The sequence below is a fragment of the Nocardia sp. KT25-26 genome, from assembly GCF_056627695.1.
Genome location: NZ_CM152813.1, coordinates 2,342,465 through 2,368,918, shown reverse-complemented (window position 1 = coordinate 2,368,918; position 26,454 = coordinate 2,342,465). Strand labels below are relative to the sequence as shown.

Sequence of the window (26,454 nt, the reverse complement as noted above, 5' to 3'; positions counted from 1 at the left end):
GCCGGACCGGACCGCGATCACGCGTCCGGCAGCGATTCGGCCAGCGCCGCCGCCATCGCGGCCCGCGGCGCCGGTCGCCCGGTGAACAGTTCGACCTGACCGTAGGCCTGGTTCAGCAGCATCTGCAGTCCACCGACCACCGTGTGCCCGGCCCGGGTCACCGCCTCGGCCAGCGGGGTCGGCCACGGGTCGTAGATCGCATCGAGTACCACCGGCGCGGCGGCCACCGCGTCGGCGACGATCGCGGCCGCAGCCGGGGGAACCGTACTCACCACGGCACCGGCCCGGGCACACACTTCGGCGATGGCGGCGGCGTCGAAGCCCGTCGTCGACACGGCCATACCGAGGCGCTCGGCCAGATCGAGTGCGCCGCGGGCCCGCCCGGCATCCCGCGCGACCACGGTCACCGACTCCGCGCCCAGTTCCGCCAGCGCCAGCAGTGCGGGCCGAGCGGTGCCACCAGCGCCCAGCACGACCCCCTCGGTCACCCGGTCCACCCCGCCGCCCCGCAGCGCACCGAGCACCCCGTCCACATCGGTGCAGTCCGCCAGCCAGCCCGCGTCCGTGCGCACCAGGGTGTTGGCCGAGCCGACCAGTACCGCCCGATCGGTCCGGATGTCCGCACGGGCCAGCGCGGCTTCTTTGCCCGGCATGGTCACCGACAGCCCGATCCACTCCGGTCCGAGCCCGTCGACCAGGCCGGGCAGCCGTTCGGCCGAGCATTCGATGCGCTCGTAGCTCCAGTCCAGCCCGAGCGCGTGGTAGGCGGCCAGATGCAGCTGCGGTGACCGGGAATGCGCGATCGGTTCACCCAGCACCGCCGCCTTGCGCCGGTCAGCCACCGTAGTTCCGGCCGCTGTCGAGGATGCCGCTCTGCTGCGCCTGGGCGACCAGGCCCAGGTGCTCGGAGTAGTTGTCGGTGAACAGGGTGGTCCCCTCCTTGTCGACGGTGACGAAGTACAGCCACGGCCCCGGTTCCGGATTCTCCATCGCCCGCAGCGCGTTCAGCGAGGGTGCGGCGATCGGGGTGCGGGGCAGTCCGTACATCGCGTAGGTGTTCCAGGCGGTTTCCCGGGCGCGGTCGGCATCGGTGGTCGCCACCTCGGTGTGGTCCAGTGTGTAGTTCACGGTCGAGTCGAACTGCAGCATCTGGCCGACCTCCAGCCGGTTCACGATCACCCGGGCGACCCTGCTCATATCGTCGGGCTTGGCCTCGCGTTCCACCAGTGACGCGGCGATCAACGTCTCGTACGGCGTCAGACCGGTATCGCCGCCGGATTCCAGCAGGCCGGTGGACTCGTAGCTCTGCACGCTCGCCGTGACGAGTTGACGCAAGATCTGCTCGGGTGTCCCGCTCGGATCGAAATCCCAGGTCCCGGCGGCGATCAGACCTTCCAGCTGCCGATTCCGGTCCGGGCAGTCCTGCACGCCCTGCACGGCCCAGTCGGGTACCCCGAGCGCAGCCAGATCCAGGCTCGCCCCGGCCGCGTCGAGCTCTTCGTAGGTGACACACCGCTGATCGGCGCCGGTGCCGATACAGCTGGCGTCGGCGATCTTCCGATAGATGCCGTCGTACCGCCCGCCGGTACTCACATCGAACTTGTCGTGCAGCAACCGGCCCTCGGAGACGGTCACATTGCCGACCCGCGCATCACCACCGACCAGCGCCGCGACCGCATCGGCCGCGGGGCTGCCCGCACCGATCGCGTAGTAGCCGGGCTGCACACTGCTCATCGCCTCGTTCTGCAGGGCGGCCTGGTAGAACGCAGCGGAGCTGGCCACCACGCCCTGTTCGGCCATGGTGTCGGCGATCTCGGTGGCGGTCTCCCCGGACAGCACCTCGACCACGACGGGCGGGCCGGGCGGGCCGGCGAAGTCCTCGGGCGGGGCCAGGCGGCCCATCAGCTTGTAGCCGGTGAAGGCGGTAGCGGCGACGAACAGCACCATGAGGGCGGCACCCACCAGCCACAGCACCCGGCGACGGCGTTTCCGTTCGGCCGCGCGCCGGGAGGCGATCCGGGAGCGCTTGCCCCGCCGCGATGCCGCCGGGCGCTCCGGCGAACCGCTCCGTCCGCGACCGGTGCGGGACCGTGGCCGGGCGCGACCCGCCGGCGCCGGACGTCGCGGCTCGGGTGCGGCATAACCGCCCGGGAAGTCGGCCTCGTCGTAGCCGGCGTCCCCGTAGGTCTCGTCGTCGTAGCGGGGAATGACGGTGGTGTCGTCGTCGTAGTTGTCCGCGGCGGCCCAGGTGTCACCGCCACGACGCGGGTACCGACGCTCGGCCTCTTTCTGCCGGTAGCGTTCCTCGGCCCGCGCCCACCGGTCACTCATCCGCGACCCTCCGAGGTGTCCGAGGTTTCCGCCGTGCCTTCCGGCACCGAGTCGTTCAACACCGCACTCCGCTCGTCCAACCATCCTTGCAGGATCGATACGGCCGCAGCCTGATCGATCACCCGGCGCTGACCGCGGGCTCGAACTCCACTCTCGCGCAGCGCACGTGCAGCAGACACCGTAGTCAAACGTTCGTCGGAAAGGCGCACCGGAACCGGTCCGATCACCTTCCGCAAACGCCGGGCGAACGAGGTGGCCATGGCAGCAGACGTGCCGCTTTCCCCGCGCAATGTCCGAGGCAGGCCGACGATCACCTCGACTGCCTCGTACTCGCGCACAATTTCGGCAATCCTGGCGATGTCCGGGCCCGGGCCGGGTTGCCGGGACCTGGATTTCGCGGAGGCCCGGGCCACCGTCTCCACCGGAGTGGCGAGAATACCGTCGGGATCGCTCGCCGCGACCCCGATCCGCACGCTCCCGACGTCGATCCCGATCCGCCGCCCCCGGCCGGGGTCGGCGGCCGGATCGGGCCGCTCGGGGGTGGCGTCCGGTTCCTCCGGTCCGGCCATCAGCCGGCCAGTTCGGCCACCCGGGCCCGGACCGCCGCCAGCGCGGCCGGGATTCCGGCGGGATCCGACCCGGACCCCTGCGCCATCTCCGGCTTGCCGCCACCGCGGCCGGAGATGCTCGGGCCGAAACTGCCGACCAGGTCGCCGGACCGGATGCCGAGATCCTGCGCGGCCTTGTTCACCGTTACCACGAACGGCACCTTGCCGTCGGTGTTGCCGAGCAGCACCACGATCGCGGGATCACTGCCCAGCCGGCCGCGGACATCGGTGGCCAGGGTGCGCAGATCACCGGCGCCGACCCCTTCCGGGGCAGCCGCGGCGACGAGACGGACCGCACCGGTCCGCTCGGCCTGTTCGGCCAGGGCGCCCGCCGAGGCCAACACAGCGGCCACCTTGGTGCGTTCCAGCTCCTTCTCGGCGGTCTTGAGCCGGTCGACGAGCTGCTCGACGCGCCCCGGCACCTCGTCGGAGGGCACCTTGAGCGCCGAGGCGACACCGGCCAGCAGCGCCCGCTCCTTGGCCAGGTACTTGTAGGAGTCCAGGCCGACGAAGGCCTCGACGCGGCGCACACCGGAACCGACCGACGATTCGCCGAGCACCGTGATCGGCCCGATCTGCGAGGAATGCTCGACATGGGTGCCGCCGCACAGTTCCATCGAGAACGGGCCGCCGATCTCCACGACCCGCACCTCGTCGCCGTAGTTCTCCCCGAACAGCGCCATGGCGCCCATTTCCTTGGCCCGGGTCAGGTCGGTGACGAAGGTGTTGACCGGGAAGTCCGCGCCGACGGCATCGTTGGAGACCGCCTCGATATCGGCCTTCTGCGCCTCGGTGAGCGCACCCTGCCAGTTGAAGTCGAAGCGCAGGTAGCCGGGCTTGTTCAGCGAACCCGCCTGCACCGCGTTCGGCCCCAGCACCTGCCGGAGCGCGGCGTGCACCATATGTGTACCGGAATGGCCCTGGGTGGCGCCGCGCCGCCAGGCCGGGTCGGCCTGGGCGAGCACCACATCGCCCTCGGTGATCTGTCCCTGTTCGACGGTCGCCTTGTGCACCCAGAGTTTCTTGGCGATCTTCTGGACGTCGCCGACCGCCACTTTCAGCCCGGTGGCGGTGATGCTGCCGCGATCGGCGATCTGCCCACCGGCCTCGGCGTAGAGCGGGCTGCGATCGAGGATCACCTCGACATCCTGTCCGGCCGAGGCGGCCGGCACCCGGACTCCGTCGGCGATCAGCGCCAGCACCCGCGCTTCGGAGGTGAGCTCGTCGAAACCGGTGAACTCGGTGGCACCGGCATCGACCAGTTCCTTGTAGATCGACAGGTCGGCGTGCGCATGCTTGCGCGCGGCGGCGTCGTCCTTGGCCCGCTGCCGCTGCTCGGCCATCAGGGACCGGAAGCCCTCCTCGTCGACCGAGAGCCCGGCCTCCGCGGCCATCTCCAGGGTCAGATCGATCGGGAAACCGTACGTGTCGTGCAGGGTGAACGCATCCGAGCCCGCGATGGTGCTGCCACCCTGCGCCTTCACCGCGGTGGCGGTGTTGTCGAACAGGGCCGAGCCGGTGTTCAGCGTCTTCAGGAACGCGGTCTCCTCACCGACCGCCACCGTCTCGATGCGGGCGAAATCGGTGGCCAGCTCCGGATAGGACGGCGACATCAGTTCGCTGACGACCTTCATCAGCTCGGCCATCACCGGCTGGTCGGCCCCGAGCAGCCGCGCGGAACGCACGATCCGGCGCAGCAGCCGGCGCAGCACGTAGCCGCGGCCGTCGTTGCCGGGGTTCACCCCGTCGGCGATCAGCATCGAACCGGTGCGGGCGTGGTCGGCGATGACGCGGAAGCGCACATCGTCGGCGTGCCGGACGCCGTAGGTCCGGCCGGTCAGCTCCTCGGCCTTGTCGATGATCGGACGCAGCAGGTCGGTTTCGTAGACGTTGTCCACGCCCTGCAGCAGCATCGCGACCCGTTCGACACCCATACCGGTGTCGATGTTCTTCTTCGGCAGCGAACCGACCGGCGGATGCCCCAGCTTCGGGCTCAGCTCACCGCGGATGTCCTGCATGAAGACCAGGTTCCAGATCTCGAGGTAGCGGTCCTCGTCGGCTACCGGGCCGCCCTCGCGGCCGTATTCGGGACCACGGTCGTAGTAGATCTCCGAGCACGGACCGCCGGGCCCGGGCACACCCATGTCCCAGTAGTTGTCCTTGCCGTCCCGGAACTGGATCCGTTCCCGCGGGATGCCCGCGACCCGGTGCCAGATCTCGGCGGCCTCCGGGTCGTTCTCGTAGGCGGTCACCCAGATGCGTTCGGGGTCGAAACCGAAGCCACCCTCCTCCTGGGGCGTGCTGATCAGCTCCCAGGCGAAGGTGATGGCGCCTTCCTTGAAGTAGTCCCCGAAGGAGAAGTTGCCCGCCATCTGGAAGAAGGTGTTGTGCCGGGTGGTGACACCGACCTCTTCGATATCGCCGGTACGGACACACTTCTGCACGCTGGTCGCGCGCGCGTACGGCGGCGCCTCCTGGCCCAGGAAATACGGCTTGAACTGCACCATTCCTGCGTTGACGAACAGCAGGTTGGGGTCGGCCAGAATCAACGAGGCACTCGGTACCTCGGTGTGTCCGGCACGGACGAAATGGTCCAGGAATCGCCGTCTGATCTCGTGGGTCTGCACGTTTATCCAGCCTACCGGGCGCTGCGCGGCGCCGCCCCATCGCCCGGGGTGGTGACGGCCACCGACCGGTACGCCGCGGCGAACCGCCCGTCAGCCGCCGCGGACGATCCGCCGCAATTTGTCCACCCGGGGGCCGATCTCCCGCTCGTGACCGTGGTCGGTGGCCCGGTAGTAGTCGGTACCGACGAGGTCGTCGGGCGGATACTGCTGGGCCAGCACGCCGTCGCGGGCATCGTGCGGATACCGGTATCCCTGGGCGTTGCCCAGCGCCGCGGCACCCCCGTAGTGCCCGTCGCGCAGATGCGGCGGCACCGGACCGGCCTTTCCGGCCGCGACATCGGCCATCGCGGCGCCGATCGCGGCGACCACCGCACCCGATTTCGGGGCCGTGGCGAGATGGATCGTGGCCTGGGCGAGGGCCAGCCGCGCTTCGGGGAGCCCGACCAGCTGGACCACCTGGGCGGCGGCCGTGGCGGTCTGCAGTGCGGTCGGATCCGCCATGCCGATGTCCTCGCTGGCGTGGATCATCAGCCGGCGGGCGATGAAGCGGGGATCCTCGCCGGCGGTGAGCATCCGCGCCAGGTAGTGCAGCGCGGCGTCGACATCCGAACCGCGGATCGATTTGATGAACGCGCTGATCACGTCGTAGTGCTGGTCACCGGCGCGGTCGTAGCGCACGGCGGCCCGGTCGACGCTGGCCTCGACCAGGGCCAGATCGATCGCGCCGTCCGGCGCGGATTCCGCGGAGGCCTCGAGGGCGGTCAACGCGCGCCGGGCATCCCCGCCGGCGATCCGGACCAGGTGTTCGAGTGCCTCCTCGGTGACCGTGCACCGGCCCGCCAGGCCGCGGGAGTCGGTGATCGCCCGGTCCAGCACCTCGCGGATCTCGGCGGAACCCAGCGGTTGCAGCTGCAGCACCAGCGAGCGCGACAGCAGCGGGGACACCACCGAGAACGACGGGTTCTCCGTCGTGGCGCCGACCAGCAGGACGATCCGGTTCTCCACCGCGGCCAGCAGGGCGTCCTGCTGAGTCCTGGAGAACCGGTGCACCTCGTCGATGAACAGCACGGTCTGCTCCCCCGCCGTGAGCCGGCGCCGGGCCACATCGATGACCGCACGCACCTCCTTCACACCCGCCGACAATGCCGACAACGCCTCGAAGCGGCGGCCGGTGGCCTGGGAGAGCAACGAGGCGAGGGTGGTCTTCCCGGTCCCCGGCGGGCCGTACAGCAGTACCGACGCCGCACCGGAACCCTCCACCAGGCGGCGCAGCGGGGAACCCGGCCCCAGCAGATGCTGCTGGCCGATCACCTCGTCCAGGGTGCGTGGGCGCATCCGCACGGCCAGCGGGGCACCGGCGTCGCGCCGCACCACCGCGTCCGCGCCGTGTCCGGGCGCAGACGTCTCCCCCGGCACGTCGAACAGGCTCTCATTCACTCGCTGCAGGGTACCGAGCCGCACCGACACTGCGCGGACCACCGCCATCCGGCGCACCCGGTTCGCGCCACCCGACTGCCACCGGCGTGCGGAGCCGCGGCACGTGTCCCTCGGGCCTCGCCCGTCGTGCGCCCGATTCGGCCGGCACGGTGCCGCTCGGCCCGCGCGACGCGCCGTCCGCCCGAGTTGCGTCACGCCGACGGATCGGCTGGGATCGACGATCGTGGCCGAGAACGTGCATCATCCCGGTTCCGCCGGATTCGCCCGCCGCACGCTGTTCCGCGGCGGTACCGCTGCGGCGGTCGCGGCGACCCTGCTCCCCGCAGCGACCGCCGGCGCCGCCGGACCGGTGTTCCGGCACGGTGTGGCCTCCGGTGACCCGTTGCCGGACGCCGTCGTGCTGTGGACCCGGATCACCGTCGCCGACGAGGCGGGCCCCGGATCCGGACGCGGCGCACCGGCGACCGTGCAGTGGGAGATCGCCGACGACGAGAACTTCGCCGCCCTCGCCGCGGCCGGCACCACAACCGCCGCCGCCGAGACCGACCACACCGTGAAAGTCGACGTCACCGGGCTCGCCCCCGGGCAGCACTACTTCTACCGGTTCCGGGCCCTGGGCCAGACCTCACCGACCGGCCGGACCCGCACTGCACCCGCGCCGGACACGAACCCGGAACGGCTCCGGTTCGGGGTGGTCTCCTGCGCCAACTGGGAAGCGGGCTACTTCGGTGCCTACCGTCACCTCGCCGCGCGCGGCGACCTGGACGGCGTCGTCCATCTCGGCGACTACCTCTACGAATACGGCCGCGGTGAGTACGGCGGCCGCACCGGCACCGTCCGCGCGCACGAACCCGCCCACGACATCGTCACCCTCGCGGACTACCGGATCCGGCACGGCCAGTACAAGACCGACGCGGACCTGCAGGCCCTGCACGCGGCGGCCCCGTTCATCTGCACCTGGGACGACCACGAATCGGCCGACAACTCCTGGCGGGACGGCGCCCAGAACCACGATCCGGCGACCCAGGGCCCGTGGCAGGCGCGCAAGGCCGCATCCACCCGGGCGTACCTGGAATGGATGCCGGTCCGTGCCACCCGCACCGACGGCAGCGTGCAGATCTATCGACGGTTGCGGTTCGGCACCCTTGCCGAACTGTCCATGCTGGATCTGCGCAGCTACCGCGATGAGGAGGCAGGTCCGGTGGCCGGCTGGCGGCACGCCGACGACCCGGCCCGCAGCATCACCGGCCGGGCTCAGCTCGACTGGCTCACCGCCGGCCTGACCTCCGCACCCACCCGATGGAAGCTGATCGGCAACCCGGTCATGATCGCCCCACTCGTCTTCCCGCCCCTGGAGCCGGCGACGACCACCGCGATCACCACGGCGCTCGGCATTCCGCACGGCGGTCTCACCGTCAACGGTGACCAGTGGGACGGATACACGGCCGACCGCGACGCCCTGTTCCGCACCATCACCGACCGCGGCGTCACCGATGTCGTGTTCCTGACCGGCGACATCCACACGTCCTGGGCCGCCGACCTGCCGGTGGATGCGGCGAACTACCCGGGCGGGCCGACCGCGGGCGCCGAATTCGTGGTCCCGTCGGTCACCTCGTCGAGTGTCGGTGATCTGCTGCAGGTGCCACCGCGCACCGCCTCGGTCCCGGTCGAGCAGGCGATCCGCGCGGCCAATCATCATCTCCGCTATACCGAGCTGGATTCGCACGGCTACGGCGTCTTCGACGTCACCACCGAACAGGCCCAGATGGACTGGTTCTACCTCACCGATGTCACCGACCCGGCCGGCGGTGTCCGGCACGGCGCCTCGTTCGCCGTGCCGGCCGGCGGCCGGATCGAACCGCGGAACAGCCCGATGAGCTGAACCGGCACCCGGTCAGTCGGCCCAGCGCTCCTCGAGCGTCGCCGACACCCGTTCCGCGAAATCGCCGACGGTGTCGTCGCCGATCACCCGGGCATCCTCGGCGAGCGCTGCCCAGCGGTTGATCAGGGCGGCCGACCGCGGTACGGACAGCCCGTGTTCCCGGGCGGTCGCGATCCGCGAGTGGTCGGCCGGCAGGAACCAGAAGGTCGACAGCCAGACCCAGATCAGCCGGGCTTCCAGGATGCGGTCGGCGAGCACGTCGTCGTCGGCCAGCCACGGCCAGACACCGACCACCTCGGCGCGCCAGGCGTGCACCATCTGCCGGGCCCGGTCCCGGGACAGCTCCATATCGCACAGGCAGCCCGGGAACGACACCAGCGCGTACGCGACGTCGAGGGTCGCGTCCCGGAAACCGCCCCACTCGTAGTCCAGGAACCGGGCGCCCTCGTCGTTGAGGATCACGTTGTCCGGGCACAGGTCGGACGGGCTGAAGGCCCGCTGCCGGCCGCCGGTGAACAACCGGTTGCCGTGCACGATGCGTTCGGCGATCTCACCCGGCACATCGATGCCCAGTTCCCGTTCCAGCATGCCCGGCACATCGGCGATCGCGGCCTGCGCCTGCTGGGCGATACCGTCGACGCGATGCGCGGAGTCGACCCGGCGCAGCAACGCGACGAAATCCTCTTCCCGCCCCACAGTGGCCGCATGCATGCGGCCGAGTGCCTGAGCGAAGGCCATCTGGGCGTTGCGGCCGGCCGGTTCGGCCCGCGAGGCGAGCACCGTCGTCATCCGGGTGTTCTCCCCCAGGTCCGACAGCACCAGCAGCCGGTCCGGCAGGCTGTGCGCGACGAGGTAGGCGCCGGGACGCTGATCACGGCTCAGTGCGGTGGTGAACTGGTAGGACACCGCCTCGCGCAGGAATGCCGAGTCGATGCTGGCGACACCCGGCGCCATACCACCGGTGCGGCGGTCCTGGGCAGCGCCGCGCACCTGTTTCACGATCAGCGTGCGCGGCAACGAATAGGTGTTCTCCGCGACACGCACCCGTAGGACGGTCGTCCTACCACTGCCGCTGAGTTCCATCGGATCGCTCAGCTTCACCGGAGCACCCATTCGCTTTGTGAGCAACTGTTGTGCTGCGGACACGACGTCGGCGGCGCGTTCGGCCAATAGTGCGGTCATCGCCTCTCAAGCTACTCGGTCCGGGTCACTTCTAGCGAGCGGTTACACAACCTTTCCGCGTCGCCCGGCGTGTTGAGGACCCGATGGTGCACACGGTCGCCGTCCGCTTGACACCGCGGGCCGGTGTCGGGTTTTCTCGTCGTCAACTGCTGTGCGCCACACCGCAAACCAGTTGAGTCGAAAGGTCTACCACAGTGACCGACACACCGTCTGCCGCATCGAGCGATTCACCTGGCGAGCACCCGGCCCCGGGCGGCGGCCGACCTCCCGCCACCCCACCGGGCCAGCAGAAAGGCCCGGATCCGGCCGCCGGTGGCGACGCCGGCGGGCCGCCCCGGCACGGTTTGCCCGGTGCCGCGGGGTACCCGCAGTTCGACGGCCCGGGCGCCGCGCAGTACGGCTCCGAGCCGGTGGCCCCGCCACCGCCGCTGCCGGGCCCCGCGGCCCCCCAGCCCGGCTACGGCCCCCCCGGCACCGGACCCGGTATCCCGCCGGTACCCCCACCACCCGGAGCCACCCCCGCCGGCGGCGTGTCGGCGATGCCGGTCGGCCCCGACGGTACGCTCGACGTCGGCCGCTGCCTGAGCTACGGATGGGAGCGGTTCCGCGCCAACCCGCTGGCCTGGCTGGGTGTCACCGCGATCGGGTTCCTGCTCTACCTGACCTACGTGCTCGCGGTCCGCGTATTCGAGCCCACCTCGCTGTTCTCGGTGCTGATGCTGTTCCTGGTGGTGATGACCGCGGTCTGGCTGCTGCAGGCGGCGTTGCTGCGCGGTGCGCTGTACGAAACCGACGGCACGCCACCCGCATTCGGGGCCTTCTTCCGGTTCGTGAATGCCGGCAATGTGCTGCTCACCGCCTTGCTCGCGTTCGCACTCACTCTGATCGCCTCGCTGTTGTGCCTGCTGCCGGGCCTGGTGGTCGGCTTCTTCTGCATGTTCGCCATCCCGTTCGTCATCGATCAGGACATGGGCCCGTTCGAGGCGATCAAGGCGAGCGTGCAACTGGTGCTGGCCAACATCTGGCAGGTGCTGCTGCTGGCCCTGGCGGTGCTGCTGCTCACTTTCGTCGGCGCCCTGCTGTGCGGACTGGGGCTGTTCGTGGCCGCACCGGTGTGCACGATCGCGGTGACCGTCGCCTACCGCACCCTCACCGGCGGTCTCGTCGCACCGGTATGAACGGACGTTTCACTGCCAGCCGGTGTCGCTGCGGGTGCGCCGGGCGGCAGCGATACACACCGAGCAGTACCACCCCGGCGACCACGATGCCGACCAGGTTGACCGCCAACTGCCCGAGGGAGCCTGCCGCGACCCGCCACTCGCCCAGGGTGGCCGCGACGACGGCATAACCGGCGGCAGGCACCGTGGTCACCGAGATGAACACGCCGATCAGGGCCGCGGATTTGGCGGTCACCAGCGACAGCATCCCGGCAGTACCGGCCAGCAGCGCCACGATCAGCGAGAACGGGCCGACCTGATAGATGAAGTCCACCCGGTCGGCGTCGCGGACCTGCTCGACCGTCACCCAGCCGAACATTTCCCAGGCCGTCACGCTCACCAGCGTCACCGCCAGCGCAATCGGAAAGGCCACCAGCAGTGCGGTGACCGACCGCCGCGCCAGCCGGAAATCCCGGGTCACGAGCCCGACGGCAAGGGCTGCCAGCGGACCGAATTCCGGGCCGACGACCATGGCGCCGACAATGGTGACCGGCGAATTCGTTGCCACACCGATCGCCGACAGCAGGCAGGCGATGGTCAGATAGGTGACGAACCCGACGCCGAGAGTGGACTCCTCGTGCGTTTCGGCCAGCAGTTGTTGCCACACCACCGCGTCGTCCTCATCGCCCGTCGCCTGCCGGGCGGCTCGGTCGGCGCTGTCGGAGAACACCGTCTGCACCGGTTGCAGGGTGATCGCGCCGCCGTGCCGGATGCCGAGCCGCTCCAGGCCGTCGAGCACCGGGTCGGCGGATTCGCGGACGATATCGGCCTGCACCAGATCCCCGGGTGGTTCACAGGCAGCACCGGCATCGATCGTGAGGTGCGTGACTCCGGCCGCGGAGGTGAGCAGCTGCCGCACCGCTTCGGTCCGGGTGGCCGGACTGATCACCCGCAGATGCAGCACGGCCCCGCCACCTCCTGTCCGGTCCGCTCACCGGCCGTGAACGGGAAACAACCCGAAGGTAGCGGGGCCGGCCCCGGTCCGGCGGTATATCCGCCGGGGTGTGTCTACTGCTGCGGCGTGGCGTCGATACCCGACTCCTTGCGCTGCTGGGCGGTGATCGGCGCCGGCGCATCGGTGAGCGGGTCGACGCCGCCACCGGTCTTCGGGAAGGCGATCACCTCACGGATGGAGTCCTCGCCCGCCAGCAGCGCGGTGATCCGGTCCCAGCCGAACGCGATACCGCCGTGCGGCGGCGCGCCGTAGGCGAAGGCGTCCAGCAGGAAGCCGAACTTCTCCTGCGCCTCGTCGTGCCCGATGCCCATCACCTCGAACACCCGCTCCTGGACATCGCGGCGGTGGATGCGGATGCTGCCGCCGCCGATCTCGTTGCCGTTGCAGACGATGTCGTAGGCGTAGGCCAGGGCGGAACCCGGATCGGTGTCGAAGCTGTCCAGGCATTCCGGCTTCGGTGAGGTGAAGGCGTGATGCACTGCGGTCCAGGCGGAATGGCCCAGCGCGACATCGCCCTCGGCGGTGGCCTCCTCGACCGGCTCGAACATCGGGGCGTCGACGATCCAGACGAACGCCCAGGCGTTCTCGTCGATCAGGTCGCATTTGCGGGCGATCTCGCCGCGCGCCGCACCGAGCAGCGCCCGGGTCGACTTCACTGCACCGGCACCGAAGAAGATGCAATCGCCGGGCTCGGCGCCGACCTGCTCGGCCAGCCCCTTGCGTTCCTGTTCGCTCAGGTTCTTCGCCACCGGGCCACCGAGCGTGCCGTCCTCCTGGACCAGCACGTAGGCAAGGCCCTTGGAACCACGCTGCTTGGCCCATTCCTGCCAGGCGTCGAGCTGGCGGCGCGGCTGGCTCGCGCCGCCGGGCATCACGACCGCACCCACGTACGGCGCCTGGAACACCCGGAACGGAGTGTCCTTGAAGTAATCGGTCAGCTCGGTGATCTCCACCCCGAACCGCAGATCCGGCTTGTCGGAGCCGAACCGGCGCATCGCCTCCGCGTAGGTCATATGCGGGATCGGCGTCGGGATCTCGTAGCCCACCAGGCGCCACAGCGCGACCAGGATGTCCTCGGCCAGTAGGATCACGTCCTCCTGGCGCACGAAGCTCATCTCGATGTCGAGCTGGGTGAACTCCGGCTGCCGGTCGGCGCGGAAGTCCTCGTCCCGGTAGCAGCGCGCAATCTGGAAGTAGCGCTCGATACCGCCGACCATGAGCAGCTGCTTGAACAGCTGCGGGCTCTGCGGCAGCGCATAGAAGTTCCCGGGCTGCAGCCGGGCCGGCACCAGGAAGTCGCGGGCACCCTCCGGGGTGGAGCGGGTCATCGTGGGAGTCTCCACCTCCACGAAATCGTGCCGGGCGAGCACATCGCGGGCCGCGGCGTTGACCTTGGACCGCAGCCGGATGGCGTGCCCCGGGCCCTCCCGGCGCAGGTCCAGGTAGCGGTACTTGAGGCGGATCTCGTCGCCGGGCTGCTCGTCGAGCTGGAACGGCAGCGGCGCGCTCTCGTTCAGCACCACGAGCTCGCTGGTGTTCACCTCGATCTGCCCGGTGGGCAGTTCCGGGTTCTCGTTGCCGTCCGGGCGCTGCTCCACCACGCCGGTGACCTGCACACAGAACTCGGCCCGCAGCCGATGCGCCTGTTCGGCGGCCTCGCCCTCGCGGAACACCACCTGCGAGACTCCGGAGGCATCCCGCAGATCGATGAATATCACGCCACCGTGGTCGCGCCGCCGGGCCACCCAGCCGGTGAGGGTGACGGTCTGACCGGCGTGCTCGCTTCGCAGCGAACCAGCCAAGTGGGTGCGCAGCACTGACGATTCCTTTCGACGAGTCGCACACCGGCTCCGATGACCGGGTGCCGCTCCATCGTAGTGATCGCGTGCGCGGATCCGGAACCGGGTTTACCGTGGCCCGGCTGCGACACCCGGCCGGGGAGCAGGCGCGGCGCGGCCGGACATGTCAAGCTTGTCCCGCTCGGACGCGGGGCGCGGCACGGCCGTGCGGCGGACGCGGACGAGCGTGGCGGCGGAGATGGTCGGCGGGCCGGGAACGAGACGGGAACGAAGACGATGACCTTCAACGAGGGGATGCAGTTCGATCCGGGCCGGGCCTCGTCCGGCGGCGGAATGGGCGGCAAGGTCGCCGTCGGCGGCGGCCTGGGCGGGCTGCTCATCGCGGTGGTCGTGGTGCTGCTCGGCGGCGACCCGACCGGCCTGGTCGGTGGCTCCGGCGGCCCGGGCACAGTGGGCGGGGGTGCGGTCGACACCGCGCACTGCACCACCGCCGAGGCGGCGAACACCTATGTCGAATGCCGGGTGATCGCCACCATGCACAGCCTGGATTCGGTCTGGGCCGTCCAGCTGCCCGAACAGACCGGTACGACCTATGCCGAACCAGGCCTCACGTTGTTCTCCGGCGGGGTGTCGACCGGCGGCTGCGGCAATGCGACCAGTGCGGTCGGCCCGTTCTACTGCCCGCGGGACCGGACCGCGTACTTCGACACCAGTTTCTTCCAGGATCTCGTCGACCGATTCGGCTCCAGCGGTGGGCCGCTCGCCCAGGAGTACGTGGTCGCCCACGAGGTCGGCCATCACCTGCAGACCCAACTGGGCGATATCAGCCGGGCACAGCAGGACCCGCGCGGCCCCGAATCCGGCGCGGTGCGCACCGAACTGCAGGCCGACTGCTACGCCGGGGTCTGGGCACACTACGCCGACGAACAACCCGCGCCGGGCAGCGACCGCCCGTTCCTCGCGCCGCTGTCGGAGTCCGATATCCGGGACGCGCTCTCGGCTGCTTCGGCGGTCGGCGACGACCGGATCCAGCAGTCCGCGCAGGGCCGGGTGAACCCGGAAGCCTGGACCCACGGATCCTCGGAACAGCGGCAGAAGTGGTTCCTGACCGGCTACCGCACCGGATCGGTGGCCGCCTGCGACACCTACTCGGCACCCGATCTGAACAATCCGGCCGGCCTACGCTGACCGCGATGTGCCGGTCCGCCGGCCGCCCGACCGTTGCCCCCGATCCGAGGAATCCGATGCGATCACCCCTGCCGGCCCTGCTCGCCTGCGCCGTCGTACTGCCCGCGACCCTGGCCGGCGGTACCGCACAGTCCGAGCCGGCGGACCTGCCGCTGTTCACGCTGACCACCTTCCCCGGCGGCTGGCAGCAGCGCACCGACCTGCGGCCGGTGCTGCAGGTCTATCCCGACGGCACCGCCGTGTACCGGCCCGATGCCGCCGATGCGGACCGGAAGCCGGACCGGGCGCCCGAGGAGATCGCCGGAACCGTTCCCGGCAAGGTGCTGACGGCAGCCCGCAAGGAAACGAAAGCGCTCGCCGACGCCGACCTCGGGCTGCCGTCACGCACCGGCGAGGGCGCCCGGCTCATCGACCTGATGGGCGCCGACCCCGCCGCCGATGTCCACCTGATCATGTACGGGCCGGACGAGGTCGCCGGCCTGAGCGAGGACCAGCAGGAGCACCGGGAACGCTTCACCGACCTGTACCGGCAGCTGGTCGACGGGTTCGAGGAGGACGGCTGACGCATCAGCTCGGATAGAGCAGCCGGTAGGCCTGTGCCGCGGCCTCGGCCTGGGTGTCGCGCTGCGCCACCGCCCAGCCGCGGGTGGCCCGGTCGATCGCCGGGGTCGTCCAGCCGTGTCCGTCCTCGTCACTGATGTGGACCAGCAGCGTGTCGCGGTCGTGTTCGATCCGAGCGCGATGGGCCGGATTGCCTTCCTCGTGCAGGCCGCGTACGGGCCGGCCGGGTTCCGGTTCCGGGGCCACGAACGATGTCCACCGTCCACGCCGGGCCCGCGGCCGGGCAATGGACCGCTGGTTGTCGTCCATTCCCTCATGATGCGCCCGGCCCGGCGATCGGTGGGTCAGCCGAACAAAGCGAGCTGCCGATCCAGCGCAGCCGTGCGGAGCGGACCGGGTGCCGACGGTACGGCGGGCCGGCCGCGCAGGCCGAACTCGTCGAGCAGCGGGTCGACCCGTTCCCGCAGCCAGGCCGCGTATTCGGGTGCGACGTTCGGTCCGTGGCCGTAGATCCGGCGATAGCGGCGCAGCAGCGCCGGGTGTTCGGCGCCGAGCCAGGTCAGGAACCAGCCGCGGGTACTGCCCCGCAGATGCATCGGGAAAGCCACCGCACTCGTGGCGCCGGCCGCCGCGATATCGCCGAACAGTCCGGTCAGGTGTGCGCGGCCGTCGGTGAGGCACGGGATCACCGGTGCGACCATCACATGAACGTCGAATCCCGCGTCGGCCAGGGCGCGGACCAGCGCCAGGCGCGAGCCCGGCGGCGGGGTTCCGGGTTCCAGGCTGCGGTGCAGCTCCGGGTCGGCGATCGCGATGGATACCGCGAGCCGGACCGGCACCTGCCGGGCGGCCGCCGTGAGCAGGGGCAGATCCCGGCGCAGCAGCGGCCCCTTGGTGAGGATCGAGAAGCCCGTCCCCGATTCCGCGAGTGCGGCGATGATGCCGGGCATCAGCCGGTACCGCCCCTCTGCCCGCTGATACGGATCGGTGTTGGTACCGAGCGCGACCGGTTCACGGCGCCAGGATCGCCGTGCCAGCTCCCGGCGCAGTACCGCGGCAACATTGGTCTTCACCACGATTCGGGAATCGAAATCGGCACCGGCGTCGAGTCCCAGATATTCGTGGCTGCCGCGTGCGAAACAGTAGCGGCAAGCATGGGTACAGCCCCGCATCGGGTTGACCGTCCAGCGAAACGGCAGCCCCGAACCCTCGGGGACCCGATTGAGGGCGCTCTTGCACAGCACCTCGTGGAAGGTGATCCCGTCGAACTCCGGGGTACGGACCGTGCGGACCAGCCCGGCCCGCTCCAGGCCGGGCAGGGCTCCGTCGTCGGCATCCAGGGCCTGGTTCCGCCACCGCACCCCATCAGTCGAACATGCGTTCGAACAGGTGTCAAGCAGCCGGGCAGTGCAGCACGGTCACGCGGGCACCGGCTCGAGCAGGAAGTCGACGAGCTCGGTGATCGAACGGTCCACCGGACGGGGCCGGTAGCCGAGTTCGCGTTCGGCCTTGCCGTGATCGACTTCCGGAGCCGAGATCAGGGCACCGAGCGCGGCCTTGGACAGCGCATCCACGCCGAATCGCCGGCCGACCGGCTCCAGCACCGGCAACATCGCCCCGATCACCTTGGGCGGGATCGCGAACCGGGCGCCACGTACACCCGCATGTTCGGCCGCCCGCCGACACAGGTCCAGCATCGGCGTCATGGTGCCGCCCAGCAGATAGTTCTCCCCGGTGCGACCGTGTTCGGCGGCCAGGATCAGCCCGGCGGCCACATCACGCACATCGACGAGGTCGAAGCCACCGCCGATGGTGATCGGCACCCGCCCCTTGGCGCAGTCGGCGACCGTGCGGTTGATCCGGGACAGCCGACCACGCAGGTCGACCGGACCGAAGACACCGGTGGGATTGCAGATCACCGCGTCCAGACCGCGCTCGACGACCGTGCGCAACTCCTGCTCCCCCGCCCATTTGGACCGGTCGTAGACGGGCAGCGACGGATCGTCGGAGCGGCGGGCGTTCTCGTCGATCCGGCCGCCGCTGCGGTACTGGTCGAAGGCATGGATCGAACTGGTGTGCACGAACCGGCGCACCCCGGCGGCCAGGGCGGCCTCCGCGGCGATCCGCACCCCCTCGGTGTTCACCCGCCAGGCCACATCGTTGTGCTCGGCCAGGGTGATCAGCGCCACCAGGTGGAATACCACCTCGGCACCGGCGAACGCGGTACGCATGCCGTCCGAATCGAGGACGTCGCCCTCGACCCAGGTGACCCCGGGCTCGTCGGCCACCCCGGGGCGCACCCGGTCGACGGCGACGACCTCGTGGCCCTCCATGAGCAGCGCGGGGATCAGATTGGTTCCGAGGTAGCCGGCGGCGCCGGTCACTGCGACCTTCATGACCCGAGAATATAGAACATGTTCTAGTTTGTCGCGCATTCGGCCCGGGTCGGTCCCGGGCGCTCGAAAGCGTCGGAGTGGTCGGCTATATTTAGCGCGTGCACGGACTGCGCACCCGCGACGGGAGTTTCGCGGCTGCCGGTGTGCACACGTCACCGTTCACAACGATTGGGGGGCCACTCGATGAGTGATCATCTCCGGGCAGATCCCGCGGCGATCGCCGCACTCGGCTCGACGAACGGCGGGGTCGCGGCCGAGATCGCCGGAGTCGCGAATCTCGACGTCGTCGGCAACATCACCGCCATGACGCCGGTGTTCGGCCTGATCGGCGCCGACTATCTACTGTCGTTCGCGGCCGCGCAGGTGCTGCAGGCCAAGGATATGAACGACCTGTCCGCCCGGTACGCGAAACTCTCCGAGGGGGCGTTCGCGGCGGCCAGCAGGTACGAGGTGGAGGACGTCGCCTTCGCCGGCGATATCGCCGCCAAGGCGGCCGAGATCACCGGGGGTGCGGTGTGAGGCCGATCGACTCGGGAGATCTCGGCGTCATCGCGCCGCCCGCGGCCGCACAACCGGCCGCCGACGCACCCCTTTCCGGTGCGGCTCCGGCCGATACCGAGCTCGCGCAGCAGGCGATCATCGATGTCCCGCTGATGCAGCTCCCCGAGGACGTGGAGCCGGCCGAGGCCCCGGAACTGGTCTTCGCGCGCAAGGCCACCGAGGATCAGCAGCCCGGGCTCGCCGGGTCACCGGCCGGGCTCGGTGGGCTCGGCGGTGGCGCCCCGGAGGACCCGCTGGGCGGCCTCCCGGCACCCGACGGAGTCCTGGACTCGGCAGGTGACGCACTGCACGGCGCCATCGCACCGGCACTGGACGGGGCGCAGGGAGTCCTCGACGGCGCCCGTCAAGCAACCGACGGACTGCTCGGCGGTGCCGGCGGCGGAACGGCTGCGGCCGCCGGTGCCGCGCCCGCATCGGCTCCGGCGGCACCGATGCTGCCGGAACTCCCCGAACTTCCTGCCGACCCGGTGGCCGCACTGCTCAGCGGCGCGGCGGTACCCGGACTGCCGGGTGTCGATGTCCTGCTGCAACCGATCCTGGAGCTGCTCAACAGCTTCGGCACCGGGGTGCTGGGTGCGCTCGATCCCACGGCGATCCTGAGCCATGCCTCGGGGGTGATCGATATGGCGATGACCGTCGCCGAGGGCGGCATCCAGACGGCGATGCAGTCCTGGGAAGGCGCCGCCGCCGACGCCGCACAGGAGGAGAGCCGGCAGACCCGGGTACAGGGCGAGGAAACCAGTCAGCGTGGTGTCGACATCGCCGAGATCACTCAGCGGGCCGCCGCGGTCGTCCAGCAGGGCAATCTGCAGCTGGCCGGGATCGCGACCTCGTTCGCCACGCAGGCCGTGGCCATGGCTCCGGCGATCATGCTGCCGCCGACCCAGGTCGCGCTCATGACCTCCGCGACCGAACATCTCGGCCAGGGTGTGTCCGTCGTCAACGCCACCCGTGGCTCGCTGGCCGGGCACACCGCCGAGCTGAACGGCGCCGTCGGGCAGCTCCTCGGCCAGAGCGGTCTACCGGCACCGCAGGAAGTGGCCCAGGCGGCTGCACAGAACATCGGCGAACCGGTGCTGGCGCAGGCAAAGGAGATGATGTCCGGTGACGGCACCGGCACCTCGACCTCCCCGGCCGGTCTGAACACCTCCCCCGCCGGGGTCGGTACCACGACCACGCCCGCGGGCCTGGGGCCCCTCGGTACCCCCGGCGGGCCGAGCGGGCTCGGCAGCCCCGGCGGGCTCGGCTCGCCGGGTGGCGGATCGCCGGGCATCGGTACACCCGGTCTGTCGGGTACCGGCGCACCGGGCGTCCCGGGTGCGGGCTCCTCGATGCCGGGCGGCCCGGGGGGCGCACCGATGATGCGCGGCGGGATGCCGATGGGCACCACTCCCGCCGGGGTCGGCGGACCCGGCGGCTATATGGGCGGCGGCCCGGGTGCGGCCGGCGCCGGCCAGCGCGGCAACAACGACGAGGAACATGCCCGCTCGGTGCAACCGCACCAGAACCGCACCGGAGAGAACGATCTCACCGGCCCGCTCGGTGAGGCGACCCCGGATGTCATCGGCACCACACCCAATGATGAGCTGCGCGACGAGAGCGACCGTTTCTGAACGGCCCTGATACGAAGATCGGCCCCGGCCCGCTGCAGCGGCCCGGGGCCGATTCGCTTTTCGATCCCTCGCGGTGCGTACTCAGGCCAGCCCGGCGACGTCGCTGTCGGTCAGCACCACCGGTGACACCGCATCCCGCGAACGCGCCTGCTGTACGGCGCGGTACAGCGGTCGTTCGGCCAGTCCGGCGTCCCGCGCCTCCGCCCGCAACTGCTGCACCAGCACCTCCGACAGCACCGCCGCCGCGGCGAGCTGCCCGGCGGCCAGCGCATCGGCGAGCCGGCGCAGGCCGAGTGGATGCAGCTCCCGGCCGCTGCCACTGTCGGTGTACATGGCCACCGGGACCAGCCGGGTCCGCCCGTCGCCGGAGCCGCCGGTCAGCCGCAGCACCACCCGGCTCAACCGCCCCGGGAACACCAGCAATTCGGCGCCGGCCACCGCCGCCACGTCGAGAGTGTGCTCACCGAAGACGGTGCGCGCATGCAATGTGGTCCCGCGCAGCCACAACCGGCGGCGCCGGACCGCGATCGTGTACAGCACGGTCGGCAGCCCGACCACGACTCCGATGCTCAGTGCGGCCCACCAGCTCAGCCACAACGCGGCCAGCAGCCCGGCCGCGATACCGATTCCGGCCGCGATACCGGCGACCCGGCGCAGCACCGGAGCGAACGTCTCCGGCGCCACCAGGTCGATCCCGACGTCGGCCGGCGGCTCCGGCCTGCCCTGCTCCACGTCCACCGTTCCCTCTCTGCCCGGATCGGCGCGGACTCGCGCCGATAGGCTCCCTCAGGCGTCCAGTTCGGTGCGCAGGACGCCGACGACCTCACCGAGCGGCAGCTGCCGCTGATCGCCGGTCGACATGTCCTTGACGCCGATGGTGTGCTCGGCCAGGTCGCGGTCGCCGAGGACCAGGGTGAAACGGGCGCCGGAACGATCCGCCGCCTTCATCGCCCCCTTCACGCCCCGGCCGCCGTAGGCCAGATCGACCCGGACACCCGCCGCCCGCAGCTGCCCGGCCAGCACCACCAGGTGCTGTTTCGCCGCGTCCCCGAGCGGAACCCCGAACACCTGGCAGCGGGCCGGGTCGGCGGCCGTGCGCCCCTCCTTCTGCAGCGCGAGTACCGTCCGGTCGACGCCGATGCCGAACCCGATCCCGGACAGCGCCTGGCCACCCAGCTCCGCCATCAGGCCGTCGTAGCGGCCGCCGCCGCCGATCCCGGACTGCGCACCCAGTCCGTCGTGCACGAATTCGAAGGTGGTCTTGGTGTAGTAGTCGAGGCCGCGCACCATGCGCGGGTTCACCACATACGGCACGCCGAGCGCGTCGAGGTGGCCCAGCACCTGCTCGAAGTGCGTTTTGGCCGATTCGGACAGGTGGTCGATCATCAACGGCGCGTCCGCGGTCAGCTCGCGCACCTCCGGCCGCTTGTCGTCGAGCACGCGCAGCGGGTTGATCCGGGCCCGGCGCTGGGTTTCGGCGTCCAGGGGCAGTTTCAGCAGGAAGTCCTGCAGCAGCTCCCGGTACTGCGGCCGACAGGTCTCGTCGCCGAGCGAGGTGATCTCCAGCCGGAACCCGTCCAGGCCGAGGCCGCGGAACCCGGCGTCGGCGATCGCGATGACCTCGGCGTCCAGCGCCGGGTCGTCGACGCCGATCGCTTCCACCCCGACCTGCTGCAACTGCCGGTAGCGACCGGCCTGCGGGCGTTCGTACCGGAAGAACGGCCCGGCGTAGCTGAGTTTGATCGGCAGCTGACCGCTCTTGTCCAGGCCGTGCTGGATGACCGCGCGCATCACCCCCGCGGTGCCTTCCGGCCGCAGGGTGAAGCTCTCACCGTTGCGATCGGCGAAGGTCCACATCTCCTTGCTCACCACATCGGTGGATTCGCCCACCCCGCGGGCGAACAGCGCGGTGGATTCGAAGACCGGCAGCTCGATATGCCCGTACCCGGCGGTTCGGGCGGCGCGGATCAGGCCGTCGCGCACCGCGACGAACTCGGCCGAGCCGGGGGGCACATAGTCCGGGACCCCTTTCGGGGCGGTGAAGCTGCTCGTCTTGGTCACGATCATCCAGTTTCCCCCACCGGGGCACGCCGAGTCCAACCGGTATCCCCTGTCCCCCGGATCGGCTTCCGCATCGACGCCGCGGCTGCCGCGGTCCGCACAGTAGCCTCCAGGGATGGCACACTCGGTGCCGGACAGTTTCGACACGGGAGGATTCTGGAGTGCCGACCAACGAGCAGCGGCGGGCAGCGGCGAAACGCAAGCTGGAACGCCGGCTGGAGAAGCGGGCCGAACAGGAGCGTAAGCGCAAGCGCCTCACGATCGCCGGTTCGGCACTCGGGGTCGTGGTCGTCGCCGCCGCGATCGCCGGGGTGTACTTCCTGACCGAGGGCCGGGAATCCGAATCCACAACGGCGACGCCGTCCACCACCAGCCCGGTCGAGGAAGCCGAGCTCACCGCCGCGGGCGCACCCGTGGCGGTCCCGAAGCCCGCCACCGTCGACTGCACCTACAACGTGAGCGGTGAGCCGTCGAAACCGGTGAACCCGCCCGGCCGGACCCAGGTACCCAGCGGGCCGGACGCCGCACCTGCCACGGTCACCCTGGAGACCGGCGAGGGCGCGATCGGCCTGACCCTGAACAATGCCGAATCGCCCTGCACCGTGAACAGTTTCGTCAGCCTGGCCGAACAGGGCTTCTTCGACGACACCAGCTGTCACCGCCTGGTCGCCGGTCCCGGGATGTCGATCCTGCAGTGTGGTGATCCCACGGCCACCGGCACCGGCGGCCCCGGCTACAGCTTTGCGGACGAGTACCCCAAGGACCAGTACGCCGCCGACGATCCGGCGGTCGACGAGCCGATCAACTACGAGCGCGGCATCGTCGCAATGGCGAACTCCGGCCCCGACACCAACGGCAGCCAGTTCTTCCTGGTCTTCGGCGACACCACGCTGCCGCCGCAGTACACCATTTTCGGCACCATCGACGAGGCCGGCCTCGGCGTTCTGGACAAGGTCGGCGCCGCCGGTGTCGATCCGGCCGATCCGCAGGGCATGGCACCGGCTCTTCCGGTCGAGATCACCGCGGCCCGGGTGGGCTGATCCGGTGGTCCCGGTCCCCCGCGGGCCGGGACCACCCACCACGGAGACCGGCCCGCGGACAAACGCGACGTTGCGCGCACATCGGAGTAATCTCGAACCGAGCAACCACTGCGGCATCGGGGAGCACTCATGGCAGAACTCGACGACATCGGCAGCGAAACCGCCAACCTGGCGCGGACCATGCTGCAGATGGCGACCCTGGTCGCCTTGAAGTCACGGGAACGCGGCCAGAAGGAAGCCGAGATGCGGGCCAAGGTCGTGGAGGCGCAACGGAAAGAAGCGCGCGAGCAACAGGTCCGCGAAGCCCGGCAATCCAAGTCCAAGGACCCGCGGAACGCCGAATTGGGCCGGATGATGTCGGACCCGGTACCGACCGCGTCCGGGACCGGAAAATCCCGAGAACAGCGCGGAATCAGCCTCACCAAGGATCCGTCCTCGCCGTTCGCCGCGGGTGGCGGGGTCGCGACGGCGGTCAAGACCGAGGCGCCGGCGATGCGCTACGACTCGCCGGAGCGCCGGTCCGCGATCGCCGCCCATCTGGCCCGCGCCGGGGTCACGCCCGAACTCACCTCGGTCCGGATGCTGATGGAGATGGGCCAGGGACTGCCGGCCGAAGAAGCAGCGCGGGCAAAGGAAGCCGCCGAGCGGGCCGTGAAGAGCCGTGGCCGCGGTATCGACGGGCGCGGCCAGGAACGCAGCCGCTGAGCCGGGCCGACCGATCGGCGGCCCGGCTCACGGTCAGTCGACTTCGAGGATTCGCTCGAGGAAGACGGGTTCGGGCTCACGGACCGGTAGCGGGTCGAGCATCGACTTGTGCCCGTTCCGGACACTGCAGTACTTGAACGGCCCCCGCGGATCGAACAGTTTCGCCATATGCGGATCGGCGTGGTCGAGGAACCACACGCTCAGTCCGGTCGCACTGTCCATCCGGAGGTGCTGCCAGGCCCGCCACAGGGCATCGAGCCGGGCAACCGCCTCCGGATGCCGCCACCATTCCGGGCACCACACGGTGTCGCTGAGATCGGTCACCTGCCGGCGATACAGTTGCACCAGGTACTTCTCGACGAAGTCGACAACCGATTCGATCTGCGTCGGGTCGGTGACGGGCTGATGGTCCCGATCGTCATGGTCGGTCACAGCGGCTCAACCTCCTCTACGTGCCCGGGACCGGCCGCGGGCGGTTCGGTACGCGGGGCGATGACGGATACCCCGATCAGATCGTCGACCCGGGTCTTGCGGGTCGGGTCGTTGTTCTCGATGGACCGCTGGACGCGGTCCTTGTAGGCGGTCTCCCACCACGGCACCGTCCGGACCAGCACGGCGGGCTGCCCGGAAGTGAACACCACGGCGCGGCCCCGCGGCAGCGTCGCCAGGGCCTGCGCGGTGAACGTCTTGGACGACCCCAGCGACCGCGAGTAGCTCTTACCCCCCGACGATTCGGACACCGACGAGGACACCACATCGTATTCGCCGATGGCCTCGGAGCGATCCCGCAGGAACGCCATATCGTCGACGCCGCTGCCCAGCACCTTGATATTGGCCGCCGACCACAGCGCGCTCATCCCGTCCTCGCCCCAGCACCGGGCGCCCTGTGCCCAGGACTGCAGCACCGTCATCACCACGATGCCGCGGGATCCGAAGTGGCTGTACTGCTTGGGCAGATCCTTCCAGCGCACCACATTGGCGGCCTCGTCGAGCACGGCCAGCAGCGGCAACGGCAACCGCCCGCCCGTGGACATCGACGCCTTGCGCATGGCGACGTCGATGACCGCTTCGGTGAGCGCGCTGACCAGTGGCGCCGCCGAACCGCGACCTTCCAAGGACAGGCAGTACAGCGTGCCCTTGCGGTCCAGGAACTCCATCTCGTCGAACTGGAGCCGGGAGTTGTGCTCGTCCGGGGTGATCCAGGGATGCACATTGGACAGCTGCAAGCAGCGCACCATCTTCTTGGCGGTGCCGAAGATGCCGCTGCGGGTGCGTTCGTCGGCGTTGTACTGCATGGCGAGGCCGGAGGCCACCATGTCGTACTTGCCTTTGCTGGTGCCGGGCAGCCGCACCGCACGCAGCAGTTCGACGGGCTCCTGGTCCTGTGGATTGGTCACCCACTCCCACACCTGGGTGATCGGCTTCCCCGCGACCGCCGCGGCGAGGAACAGACCGGCGAGCAGGTCCTCGGCCTCGGGATCGAAGAAGGAGTCCGTCTTGGCGTCCCCGGTGTTGTCGGCGTCGGCGAAATGCCCGGCCAACCGCGCCGCCCGCATCTCACAGCCGTCGAGCCGCGGGTCGACCCAGCCCAGCGGATCCCAGTACCACCGCGGATGTTCCCCGGCCACCTGCTGCGGATCGAACACGAAGGTCGGACTGCCCTTGGCCTCCTGCACATCCCGGGTCGCGTCGACCACGTCCCGCTTGTTCGAGGTGGTCAGCACCGGACCGACCGCGGTGAGGATCGCCGGGATCACCCGGGAGGTCGACTTGCCCTGGCGCGGCCCCCAGATGTCGAGGTGCAGATCCTCGTAGGAGCCGTACAGCATGATGCCGTCGGCGACGCCGACACCGATCGGGACGCCGGGCGACATGCCGTCCCCCAGTTTCAGCCCGAGCTGTCCGGCTTTCTCGCCGGCGCCGGCGGCGGTGAGCGCCGAGATGGCGCCCCCGCTGCCCATATGGTCGGCCTTGTCGTCGATCGACAGCCGGCCCTTGAGCTTGGCCACCTGTCGGCGCCGCCGGATCAGCAAGGCGGACACCACGATCAGCACCGCGGCCAGGATGATCACGGTGGCACCGCTGGGCCAGTGCAGTTCGCCGCGGACGAAGCCGACGACTATCGCGATCGGGTTGATCGGCATGTCCTGCGGTACCACCGCGAACGAGTTCCCGACGTGCAGCGCCACCCATGTCAACGCGAGCATTGCGAACCCGATGCCGATCGCCCACAGGCCGATATCCGGGCCGACCGCGGCCGGGTCCTTCACCTTCTTCTTCGCCACCTGCGC

The 26,454-nt window shown here is 70.4% G+C and carries 23 protein-coding genes; 8 read left to right on the top strand and 15 right to left on the bottom strand.

Annotated features, from left to right (window positions below; genetic code table 11):
* Positions 1-17: 17 nt before the first annotated feature.
* The 5 genes from AC1HFH_RS10690 to AC1HFH_RS10670 all read right to left on the bottom strand — a co-directional run bounded on the left by AC1HFH_RS10690 (position 18) and on the right by AC1HFH_RS10670 (position 7,003).
* Complete coding sequence (locus AC1HFH_RS10690; RefSeq protein WP_480247273.1) at positions 18-842, bottom strand: shikimate dehydrogenase; 825 nt, start codon at positions 840-842, stop codon at positions 18-20.
* Positions 835-2,331 (bottom strand): endolytic transglycosylase MltG, encoded by a 1,497-nt coding sequence (locus AC1HFH_RS10685; protein ID WP_480247272.1) that lies wholly within the window; start codon positions 2,329-2,331, stop codon positions 835-837. Before AC1HFH_RS10685 ends, AC1HFH_RS10690 begins: the two co-directional genes overlap by 8 nt.
* Complete coding sequence (ruvX, locus tag AC1HFH_RS10680) at positions 2,328-2,900, bottom strand: Holliday junction resolvase RuvX (RefSeq protein ID WP_480247271.1); 573 nt, start codon at positions 2,898-2,900, stop codon at positions 2,328-2,330. The genes AC1HFH_RS10685 and ruvX overlap by 4 nt, the downstream gene beginning before the upstream one ends.
* Positions 2,900-5,566: an alanine--tRNA ligase gene (alaS, locus tag AC1HFH_RS10675; protein WP_480247270.1), complete on the bottom strand. Its 2,667-nt coding sequence runs from the start codon at positions 5,564-5,566 to the stop codon at positions 2,900-2,902. Before alaS ends, ruvX begins: the two co-directional genes overlap by 1 nt.
* Positions 5,567-5,656: 90 nt before the next feature.
* Positions 5,657-7,003 carry a replication-associated recombination protein A gene (locus tag AC1HFH_RS10670; RefSeq protein WP_480247269.1) on the bottom strand — a complete coding sequence of 449 codons (1,347 nt, stop codon included), beginning with the start codon at positions 7,001-7,003 and terminating at the stop codon, positions 5,657-5,659.
* A 223-nt stretch (positions 7,004-7,226) separates the two neighbouring features.
* Between AC1HFH_RS10670 and AC1HFH_RS10665 the strand changes: the two genes are divergently transcribed.
* On the top strand, positions 7,227-8,885 hold the full coding sequence (locus tag AC1HFH_RS10665) for an alkaline phosphatase D family protein (protein ID WP_480247268.1): 1,659 nt from the start codon (positions 7,227-7,229) through the stop codon (positions 8,883-8,885).
* A 12-nt stretch (positions 8,886-8,897) separates the two neighbouring features.
* Here the strand turns inward: AC1HFH_RS10665 and AC1HFH_RS10660 are convergent, their stop codons facing one another.
* Positions 8,898-10,067 carry a phosphotransferase family protein gene (locus tag AC1HFH_RS10660; RefSeq protein ID WP_480247267.1) on the bottom strand — a complete coding sequence of 390 codons (1,170 nt, stop codon included), beginning with the start codon at positions 10,065-10,067 and terminating at the stop codon, positions 8,898-8,900.
* Positions 10,068-10,261: 194 nt separating this feature from the next.
* On the opposite strand from AC1HFH_RS10660, the gene AC1HFH_RS10655 reads away from it, so the two are divergent.
* The gene (locus AC1HFH_RS10655) at positions 10,262-11,245 is read left to right on the top strand and encodes a DUF2189 domain-containing protein (protein WP_480247266.1); all 984 of its coding nucleotides are present in this window, start codon (positions 10,262-10,264) and stop codon (positions 11,243-11,245) included.
* Here the strand turns inward: AC1HFH_RS10655 and AC1HFH_RS10650 are convergent.
* Positions 11,217-12,188, bottom strand: a complete 972-nt coding sequence (locus AC1HFH_RS10650) for a DUF389 domain-containing protein (RefSeq protein ID WP_480247265.1) — start codon at positions 12,186-12,188, stop codon at positions 11,217-11,219. The genes AC1HFH_RS10655 and AC1HFH_RS10650 overlap by 29 nt on opposite strands.
* A 104-nt stretch (positions 12,189-12,292) precedes the next feature.
* The gene (gene aspS / locus AC1HFH_RS10645) at positions 12,293-14,056 is read right to left on the bottom strand and encodes an aspartate--tRNA ligase (RefSeq protein ID WP_480247264.1); all 1,764 of its coding nucleotides are present in this window, start codon (positions 14,054-14,056) and stop codon (positions 12,293-12,295) included.
* Positions 14,057-14,314: 258 nt separating this feature from the next.
* Here aspS and ypfJ point away from each other — a divergent pair, with 258 nt between their 5' ends.
* Both ypfJ and AC1HFH_RS10635 read left to right on the top strand, forming a co-directional pair.
* The gene (gene ypfJ, locus AC1HFH_RS10640) at positions 14,315-15,226 is read left to right on the top strand and encodes a KPN_02809 family neutral zinc metallopeptidase (RefSeq protein ID WP_480247263.1); all 912 of its coding nucleotides are present in this window, start codon (positions 14,315-14,317) and stop codon (positions 15,224-15,226) included.
* 56 nt (positions 15,227-15,282) lie between these two features.
* The gene (locus AC1HFH_RS10635; protein WP_480247262.1) at positions 15,283-15,789 is read left to right on the top strand and encodes a hypothetical protein; all 507 of its coding nucleotides are present in this window, start codon (positions 15,283-15,285) and stop codon (positions 15,787-15,789) included.
* A 4-nt stretch (positions 15,790-15,793) separates the two neighbouring features.
* Here the strand turns inward: AC1HFH_RS10635 and AC1HFH_RS10630 are convergent, their stop codons facing one another.
* From AC1HFH_RS10630 to AC1HFH_RS10620, 3 genes are read right to left on the bottom strand one after another with little or no spacing between them, the layout of a single operon-like run.
* Positions 15,794-16,096: a hypothetical protein gene (locus AC1HFH_RS10630; protein ID WP_480247261.1), complete on the bottom strand. Its 303-nt coding sequence runs from the start codon at positions 16,094-16,096 to the stop codon at positions 15,794-15,796.
* Positions 16,097-16,131: 35 nt separating this feature from the next.
* Positions 16,132-17,148, bottom strand: a complete 1,017-nt coding sequence (locus AC1HFH_RS10625; protein WP_480247260.1) for an Rv2578c family radical SAM protein — start codon at positions 17,146-17,148, stop codon at positions 16,132-16,134.
* 57 nt (positions 17,149-17,205) lie between these two features.
* Complete coding sequence (locus AC1HFH_RS10620) at positions 17,206-18,183, bottom strand: NAD-dependent epimerase/dehydratase family protein (RefSeq protein WP_480247259.1); 978 nt, start codon at positions 18,181-18,183, stop codon at positions 17,206-17,208.
* 183 nt (positions 18,184-18,366) lie between these two features.
* Between AC1HFH_RS10620 and AC1HFH_RS10615 the strand changes: the two genes are divergently transcribed.
* Together AC1HFH_RS10615 and AC1HFH_RS10610 are read left to right on the top strand one after the other, a co-directional pair.
* Positions 18,367-18,702 (top strand): type VII secretion target, encoded by a 336-nt coding sequence (locus tag AC1HFH_RS10615; protein ID WP_480247258.1) that lies wholly within the window; start codon positions 18,367-18,369, stop codon positions 18,700-18,702.
* Positions 18,699-20,357, top strand: coding sequence for a hypothetical protein (locus AC1HFH_RS10610; RefSeq protein WP_480247257.1), 1,659 nt, complete (start codon positions 18,699-18,701; stop codon positions 20,355-20,357). Before AC1HFH_RS10615 ends, AC1HFH_RS10610 begins: the two co-directional genes overlap by 4 nt.
* Before the next feature lie 81 nt (positions 20,358-20,438).
* On the opposite strand, the gene AC1HFH_RS10605 is transcribed toward AC1HFH_RS10610, so the two are convergent.
* A complete protein-coding gene (locus AC1HFH_RS10605) occupies positions 20,439-21,095 on the bottom strand; it encodes a hypothetical protein (RefSeq protein ID WP_480247256.1) in 657 nt (218 codons plus the stop codon).
* A gap of 48 nt (positions 21,096-21,143) precedes the next feature.
* A complete protein-coding gene (gene hisS, locus AC1HFH_RS10600; RefSeq protein ID WP_480247255.1) occupies positions 21,144-22,418 on the bottom strand; it encodes a histidine--tRNA ligase in 1,275 nt (424 codons plus the stop codon).
* A 161-nt stretch (positions 22,419-22,579) separates the two neighbouring features.
* Between hisS and AC1HFH_RS10595 the strand changes: the two genes are divergently transcribed.
* Both AC1HFH_RS10595 and AC1HFH_RS10590 read left to right on the top strand, forming a co-directional pair.
* Positions 22,580-23,458, top strand: coding sequence for a peptidylprolyl isomerase (locus AC1HFH_RS10595; protein WP_480247254.1), 879 nt, complete (start codon positions 22,580-22,582; stop codon positions 23,456-23,458).
* 129 nt (positions 23,459-23,587) lie between these two features.
* Positions 23,588-24,163 (top strand): hypothetical protein, encoded by a 576-nt coding sequence (locus tag AC1HFH_RS10590; RefSeq protein WP_480247253.1) that lies wholly within the window; start codon positions 23,588-23,590, stop codon positions 24,161-24,163.
* 33 nt (positions 24,164-24,196) lie between these two features.
* Here the strand turns inward: AC1HFH_RS10590 and AC1HFH_RS10585 are convergent, their stop codons facing one another.
* Together AC1HFH_RS10585 and AC1HFH_RS10580 are read right to left on the bottom strand one after the other, a co-directional pair.
* Positions 24,197-24,595 carry a DUF4913 domain-containing protein gene (locus AC1HFH_RS10585; protein WP_480247252.1) on the bottom strand — a complete coding sequence of 133 codons (399 nt, stop codon included), beginning with the start codon at positions 24,593-24,595 and terminating at the stop codon, positions 24,197-24,199.
* Entirely contained in the window at positions 24,592-26,448 is a 1,857-nt protein-coding gene (locus AC1HFH_RS10580; RefSeq protein WP_480247251.1) for a type IV secretory system conjugative DNA transfer family protein, read from the bottom strand. The genes AC1HFH_RS10585 and AC1HFH_RS10580 overlap by 4 nt, the downstream gene beginning before the upstream one ends.
* Positions 26,449-26,454: the final 6 nt, after the last annotated feature.